The organism is Spirulina sp. CCY15215 (assembly GCF_016888125.1).
In the GTDB taxonomy this organism is placed as follows: Bacteria; Cyanobacteriota; Cyanobacteriia; order Cyanobacteriales; family Spirulinaceae; genus CCY15215.
On record NZ_JACSWA010000211.1, the window covers coordinates 1 to 366 of the forward strand.

Genomic DNA, 366 nt, shown 5'->3' on the forward strand with positions numbered 1-366 from the left:
TTTTGAAAGAGAATCCAAAAAATACCGCTTTGGCAGAGCCAAGACTGCCCTACACGCCTTGGTTAGATCGAAACCTAACTGTACGCTTACCTTTCTGATTATATTAGCTGAACCATTACAATCAGCATTAATCAAACTCCCATCAGAAGAGCGATATAAACCTCTTCTAACCCGCTTCCCTGATGCCTTCCACCCTTCAGGTTTTTCGCCGAATGTAGGTAGAAAATCATCATCTAGAAAACTGGCTTTCGAGGTATAACTCTCTTCTGTCTCGATAAAGTTAATTCCGTACTGTTGACAAAGTTGAGATATTCTATCTTTCAACTTTGCTGTGGGAATTTGCACGAATTCTTGATTGTTCTTTTT

At 39.6% G+C, this 366-nt stretch carries 1 pseudogene; it reads right to left on the reverse strand.

The window, feature by feature from the left end:
• Positions 1–366 (reverse strand): annotated as a pseudogene (locus JUI58_RS01240) (RNA-guided endonuclease TnpB family protein); the annotation flags it as partial.